We start from the raw sequence: 7,381 nt of genomic DNA, 5'->3' as shown, positions 1-7,381 counted from the left end.
TGAGTTATAGGGATACGCATCCCCCCAGTCGGGCTTCGCCCTTCACTGGGGGTTATTCAAATTCAATCCCTTCGGGATTTCTTAACTTGATGACATTGGCTGTTGGCCTATTTTGTGTTATTGTACGACAAAAGCGAAGCCTCCGTGTTCAGCACAAGGAAAAGCTCCGTGTTTCTGTGACTCTGTGTTAATTCTTCTTTTTCCTATACTGCGTTGGCGTTTCGCCCATGTACTGCTTAAATGCTGTGCTGAAATAAGAAGATGTTGCAAACCCCACCTTTTCGGCAATTTCGGTAAACACCATATCTGTATTGTTTATGTACTGTATGGCCTTTTCCATTCTGAACTTATTTATGTACTCATTAGCACTCATATCGGTAAGCGCTTTTAGCTTGTTGTAAAGTGAAGCTCTGCTCATACCAATTTCTTTGCATATAAAAGCAATGTCCAAACTGCAATTGGCTATATTATCCTGAATAATTTTGTTTAGTTTTAAAAGGAAAGTTTCATCTGCCTGACTGAAAGTTGTTTCCTCTGGAACAGGTACCGGGCCCGCATTCATATACCGTTTCCTTGTAACTTCTCTGTTCTTCAAACGGTTTCGTATTAATTCAAGCAAAATATCCACCTCGAATGGTTTGGTTAAATACGCATCTGCTCCATTTTTATATCCATCTTTCTGGCTCTGGTCATCGTCGCGGGCGGTGAGCAATATGATAGGAATGTGGCTAACGGTAATATCTTCTTTAATCTGTTTGCAAAGCTGATAACCATTCATGCGGGGCATCATTATGTCGCTGATAATAATATCAGGTACATGGCTTTGGGTAAGTCGAAAAGCCTCTGCACCATTAGCGGCAACAACAATATGTTTAAAGTGTTCTTCCAGCGATTTCTTAAGGAAGTCGGTCATATCCGGATCATCGTCGGCAATCAATATGGTGTTGCTGGTTGTATCAAGGCTTTCTTCACCGGGAATTATTTCGCAACTTTCGTCGGCTATCAATTCATTCAAATAAGCTTTTGGTCGGCAGATGATCTCTTCAGCATCTTGTTTCAATGGTAATTCGAAAAAGAAAGTAGCTCCCGCACCAAGGTTGTTGCGTACACCCAGACAGCCGGCATGTTGTTCGGCCAGTATCTTAGAGTACGAAAGACCAATCCCGGTTCCGTTCTTTTCTCCGGTTCCCTGATAAAAACGGGTAAAGAGTTTTTGCATATCAGCCTGCTCTATTCCGCATCCCTGGTCGGATACAGATATACGCACGCGGTTGCCACCGGGCAGTGTTTCCGAAACAATGGTTATGTATGAATTCTGTGGACTATGTTTTAAGGCATTGATAAGCAGGTTGCTAAGAATAATTTCACATTTATCTTTGTCGAAGCTTACCGATTTTATCTGCGAATCTAACTGGTAGCGGATGTGCACATGTTCGGCTTCGCCCTCCTTAACGAAATCTTGCGAAATATGTTCAATCCATTCGTTTAACAGGTGCGGCTCAATATATAGCTTAGATTCTCCTACCTCCATTTTGCGTACATCAAGCACCATATTAATCAGGGCTTTCATTCGTTGTGATTGCCGGTAGATGGCCTTTAACGGCAGGTATTGACTATCGTTGGGCGGTAGTGATTTCAGTATGCGTTTTAGTGGAGCATATATTAAGGTAAGTGGGGTGCGTAACTCATGACTTATATTAATAAGGAAACGTACTTTTTCTTCGTACACCTGTTGTTCGTGCTCCTTCATGGCCCATTTCAGTTTATGCTCTTTGCGCTTTAACAGGTTGCGGAAAGTTTCGAGAACCACCAGAAAACAACCCAGCAAAAACCACCACGACTGATACCAGGGTGGGCGAACGGTGAGTTCCAGTAACTGCCGGTCGGGAATCCAGTTACCATCTTTGGCAGTACACGAAACCATGATTTTGTAACTGCCCGGACGCGGTGCACGAAAAACAACCTCGGGATTGTACGATTCGGTGTAGGTATTATCCAGTCCTTCTATCCGGTATCTGTATAGTTTCTGCCTGAAAATATCTTCTTCTTTCGTCATTATCTGCAAGGTAAGGTTGCTGTTCCACGGAACAGAAAGAACATCTTGTTTCTTGTTGGGTTTACTGTTCACGGATTCACCATTAAGTATAATATCCGACAATTGCAGATCCGGCATTTTCACCATACCTGCTATCCGGTTACTGCCTATGTGCAGTAAACCCTTAACACCACCCATATATGTATCTTTTTGTTTGCTTACCAGTTGCGACCTGGGAACATATTCGTTGGGTGTGGCTCCATCTGATTCACCATAAAGAATAAATTTGTTTTCTTGTGGTAGATAAGAAAAAAGCCTGTTTTCTGCACCTATCCATATCTTTCCCTGCGGGTCGCATACAACCGACGAGATTTCCGTAAACAGGTTTGTGGGTACAGGTTCAAGATTCTCCATGCCCGGAGTATAACGGTTTAATCCCTGGTTGGTACCTATCCAGAAGTTTCCTTCCTTTTCGTAAGCCACAGCATAAATACACATTTCATCGTTGCACACAAACAAAGGTGTAAGGCAAAGGGTTTGATGATCTAACTTATAAAGCCGTTTAAAATCGAATAAGTAGGTGCAATCTTCCTTACTGTCAATTGCCTGCAAGGTGCCCCAATAAATAAGGCCTTCGGGTTGTTCGGTAGCAATAGTAAATGTTTGCTGTTTAAGGTTGTACACATACACATGATCGCCCAGCAGTAATACCTGGTCGGGAGCATTGCGATACAAATATACCGAGTTACCATGTTTGCATAAATTGGTGGTAGTTGCTTCGTCGATAACAGTGAATGGCGTTTTTGTGCCCAAAGCAGTATCGAATATATAGATACCATCCGAGAAGGCAGAAAACAATAGCTTACCCGGAGCAAAGGGACAAATAGAGGTAACTTTATCTTCACTGGTAGAGGGGTAGTATTTAAAAACTTCCGTATAGGGATTAAAGCTGTTGATGCCTCCGCCGTCGGTGCCTATCCATATCAATTCCGAATCGTCTTGATAAAGACTCAATACAATATTGTTGCTTAATCCTAAATTGCTGCTCGACAGGGCATCGGTATACGTTTTCATGGACACCTCACGCATGTTGATTAATCCATTGAAAATTCCTCCTATCCACATATTATTATAATCGTCTATGTACAAGCAGTTAATAGAGTTGGTAGGCAATGAGTACTGTTTATCGCCGGGTATGTGTTTCAGGTGAGTAAATTCTCCGTTTTCCGGGTTCAGTATATTAATGCCACCGCCATCGGTTCCTATCCAGATTTGTTCTTTACGCTCGGTCATAGAAAGTACAATATCGTTGCTAAGGCGGGAATTCCGGGTAGTGTAAGAAGCAATCTCTTTTCCGTCGGCAGTAAAGCAATGCAATCCCTGGTTGTAAGGTGCAATCCAGATACGCTGTTTAGAGTCGACAAACAGGTCTGTGATTTCTTTTCCGCATCCAAAAGGTGCCATAGCAGAAACCCCGGTTTGCAGATTGATGGTACATATCCCTTCCCATCGGCTGCAACAAAGCAAGGTATCTGGTGTGGCAAGCATTAGTTTAATAATATCGAAGTTGTGTTGGTTTTCCAGTTTAAACAATACGTTCAGCGTGTTTTTGTCATTATCATACACATAAACGGTGTTCTTTCCACCAAACAGCAAACGATCTTTCCACCAGTAAGCCGAGTAGGCTATAAAATTCTCACCGTTTTCGTCTATCAGCGGAGTAAAATCGTTGGTTCGATAATTGTAACGTGCAATACCCTTATCGGTCATAACCCACAGGTTGTGGTAAGGATCTTCCTGAATCTGATAAATAACGTTACCCGGAAGCGAATTCGGGTTTCCCCGTTGGTGGATGTATTTCTTTTGTTCGTTTCCGTCGAATCGCCCCAGTCCTCCTTTAGTGCCGGTCCAGATAAATCCTTTGGTATCGGCAAAGATGCAACGAAGGGTTGATGGCAACCCTGCTTTCAACGAGATTTGTTTATAAAGGTAATGTTTGGCATACAAAGGTTTGTTATTAAACAATAGTAGGATGAATATTGCAGTAAAGCAGAAACTGAAGTATCTTCCTGTTTTCATAATAATTAGATGTAAAATGAATAATAGCCTAACAAAGATAGCGTTTTCATCGGTACACAAGTAACCACGAACGCTAAAAAGGGCGCTTTTAGTTATAATTGAAAACTTAATAGTTATTATTAAAAACTGTTCTAGGGCTTCTACACCTATCTTTGTTCCAGATAAAACCGAAAGGTGCTTTATTAACCTCAAAAAAATATGTATGTTAAAACATCTACAATCAGTAAGTATGGTACTGCTTCTGGCAACACTTCCCACCGGAGCAGTATGGGCAGGTAACTTTGATGCAACCGGTGTAACCATTGTGCAACAAAGCGAAACGTGTACCGGTATTATAAAAGATGCGATGGGCGAAACAGTAATTGGTGCTTCGGTTGTTGTAAAAGGAACCGCAAACGGTACTATTACAGACACCGAAGGAAGATTTTCTTTACCCAATGTACCCAAAGGGAGTACTATTTTAATTTCGTATGTGGGATACCATCCGCAAGAAGTTGTATGGAATGGTTCGCCACTGATGCTAACCTTAAAAGAAGATAGTGAATTGTTGGACGAAGTAGTAGTGGTAGGCTATGGCACCCAGAAAAAAGTAAATCTTACCGGGTCGGTGTCTTCGGTATCATCAAAAGATATACAAGACATTCCTGTAGCCAACACTGCTACTTTGCTTCAGGGACGCATGCCGGGACTGGTATTAACCCAAAACGGGGCACAGGCCGGTAACGACAATCCGGAAATCCGGATACGTGGTATCGGTACTTTCGGACAAAACAATCCGATGTTATTAATTGATGGAGTTGAAGGTACACTGTCGCAAATCAGTGATATACCTTCGGGAGATATTGATAACATTTCCGTATTGAAAGATGCCGCTTCGGCTGCCATTTATGGGGTGCGTGCCGCCAATGGAGTTATCCTTATTACTACCAAACGGGGTAAGGCAGGTAAAGTAAATGTAAACTACTCAGGCAATTATACATTGCAAACTCCGGGTATTACTCCAAACTTTGTGGATGGTTATAACTGGGCATTGATGAAGAACGAAGTAGCACCGGGCACTTTTTTAGACGAAGGACTACGGAAGCTTCAGGATGGTTCCGACCCCGACCATTATGCCAATACCGACTGGCTGGATGCCGTAATGCGTAATGCTGGCATGCACCAACACCACCTTTCGGTATCAGGAGGTAATGAAAATACGCACTACATGACTTCAATTTCGTATGCCGATCAAAAAGGGATTATGAAATATACCGGAGTTGAGCGTATTTCGTTCCGCTCGAATGTGGATAGTAAATATGAACGTTTCACTTTTGGTCTTAACGTGTCGGGTAACAAAAACAATGTAGAGGCTCCGGCTGTAGCACCCAGTGGCGAAAGTAGTATAATGCGTTATGTATCGTGGTTTACCCGCCCTACCGTACCTATTCGGTATTCGAACGGACACTATGGATATGTTGACGGAACAAGTTTAAATGCCGAAATGGTGAAGAATCCACTGGAAGCTATGAGTGTAGGTTACCGCAATAACGAAGCATGGCGTTTCAACGGAAAGGCATTTGCCGGTATCGATTTAATTGACGGATTGAAGTTTCAAACCAGCTTTGCATACGCATTCTATCTTAATGCAACCAAAACATATAGGCCAAAGGGAGATCCTATTTACAATGCAGAGGGAGAAGTTGTTAAATCAGGAGGCGCCAACAACTCATTGAGTGATTATTATTGGAGAGAAGGAACCTGGACCAACGAAAACCTGTTGACGTACGATAAGAAGTTTGGCAACCACAGCATCAATGTGTTGTTAGGTCACTCACTCATAGGTTATCGCTATTATACCACATCGGCAAGTAAGCAAGGTTTTCCTACCGAAACAATTTACGAACTGAATGGCGGAACAAAAAATCCGGGTGCTTCCGGCTATTCGGGCGAATATAAATTGCAGTCTTTCTTTGGCCGCATCAACTATAATTATGCCGATCGTTATTTATTAGAAATGAATATACGTCGCGATGGCTCTTCGCGCATGCCTAAAAGTAATCGTTATGCTACCTTCCCATCAGTATCTGCCGGCTGGATATTTTCAAACGAATCGTTTATGGAAGATTACAATTGGCTGTTTGGTAAACTGCGTTTATCATGGGGTAAGTTAGGTAATCAGGAGATAGGTAGTTATGCCTATACTACTACCCTTGGGGCATCGGGTAACTATTACTTCAATCAAGGTGGTGACCCACAAGCAGGCATGGCACAAACATCTATTCCTAACGAGGATATTAAATGGGAAACCACACGTACTTCTAACATAGCTATTGATCTGGGCTTCTTCAACAACCGCCTGTCTACTACCTTTGAATGGTTTGATAAGAAAACAACTGATATTTTGATGAAACTTCCCATGCCGGGTATTTTCCTTGGTTCGTTAGGTGCTCCTTATCAGAATGTGGGCGCTGTACGCAACCGTGGTTGGGAATGGAGTGTAATGTACAACGATAGTAAAGGTGACTGGAATTGGCATGCAGGTTTCAATATCAATCATGTAAAGAATAAGATTCTTGAAATGGGTACTTTAACAGAATCAATAGGTAGTAATAATATAAATAGGGTAGGTGAGCCCATAGGTGCTTATTTTGGTTATAAAGCCATAGGTATATACCGCACAGAAGCCGATTTACAACGTACCAATTCAAAAGGTGAGGTGATAAAACAAAATGGTGCAGCTCCGAAATTGGGTGATATTATGTATGATGATTGGAATGATGATGCAAATATCACTGCCGACGACCGTGTAATTATTGGTAATCCGTTTCCATCTTACTCATATGGATTTAATCTTGGATTTGGTTGGAAAGGTCTCGATTTCTCTACCTTCTGGCAAGGTGTAGCAGGTATATACCGATATAGTTGGGAAACTACAACCGATATACGTGGTAACCTTACCGACCGTTGGTTGGATCGTTACTCGGAAACTAATCCAAATGGTAAAATGCCGGCGTTGGGTAATTCTACCAATGATTATTATTCATCATTCTGGCTCGAAAAAGCTGATTACCTTCGTTTGAAAAATTTGGAATTAGGATATACGTTCAATCAGTTTGCTAAGTTGGGAATATCTAAATTACGTGTTTACTTTGCAGCAACTAACTTGTTAACCTTTACATCGTTGGATCACTGGGATCCGGAAAAAGTATCTTCAGACGGACGTAACGATATACATCCCAATTCGCGCACTTATTCATTTGGCGTAAATATCAATTTCTAATCTAA

Annotated in this window: 2 protein-coding genes; one reads left to right on the top strand and one right to left on the bottom strand. The window is 41.9% G+C overall.

The features are described 5' to 3' along the window. Positions 1–187 precede the first annotated feature (187 nt). Positions 188–4,114: a response regulator gene (locus tag D0T85_RS20275; protein WP_163215336.1), complete on the bottom strand. Its 3,927-nt coding sequence runs from the start codon at positions 4,112–4,114 to the stop codon at positions 188–190. 202 nt (positions 4,115–4,316) lie between these two features. Between D0T85_RS20275 and D0T85_RS20270 the strand changes: the two genes are divergently transcribed. Continuing rightward, a complete protein-coding gene (locus tag D0T85_RS20270; RefSeq protein WP_239060780.1) occupies positions 4,317–7,376 on the top strand; it encodes a TonB-dependent receptor in 3,060 nt (1,019 codons plus the stop codon). The last annotated feature ends 5 nt before the right edge of the window (positions 7,377–7,381 follow it).

The sequence above is a fragment of the Bacteroides sp. 519 genome (assembly GCF_010500955.1).
In the GTDB taxonomy this organism is placed as follows: domain Bacteria; phylum Bacteroidota; class Bacteroidia; order Bacteroidales; family Bacteroidaceae; genus Bacteroides.
This window is presented reverse-complemented; position numbering and strand designations above follow the sequence as displayed.

Excerpts from the sequence above, each read along its gene's own strand:
- D0T85_RS20275 (WP_163215336.1), bottom strand. The coding sequence starts at position 4,114 with ATGAAAACAGGAAGATACTTCAGTTTCTGCTTTACTGCAATATTCATC.
- D0T85_RS20270 (WP_239060780.1), top strand. The coding sequence starts at position 4,317 with ATGTTAAAACATCTACAATCAGTAAGTATGGTACTGCTTCTGGCAACA.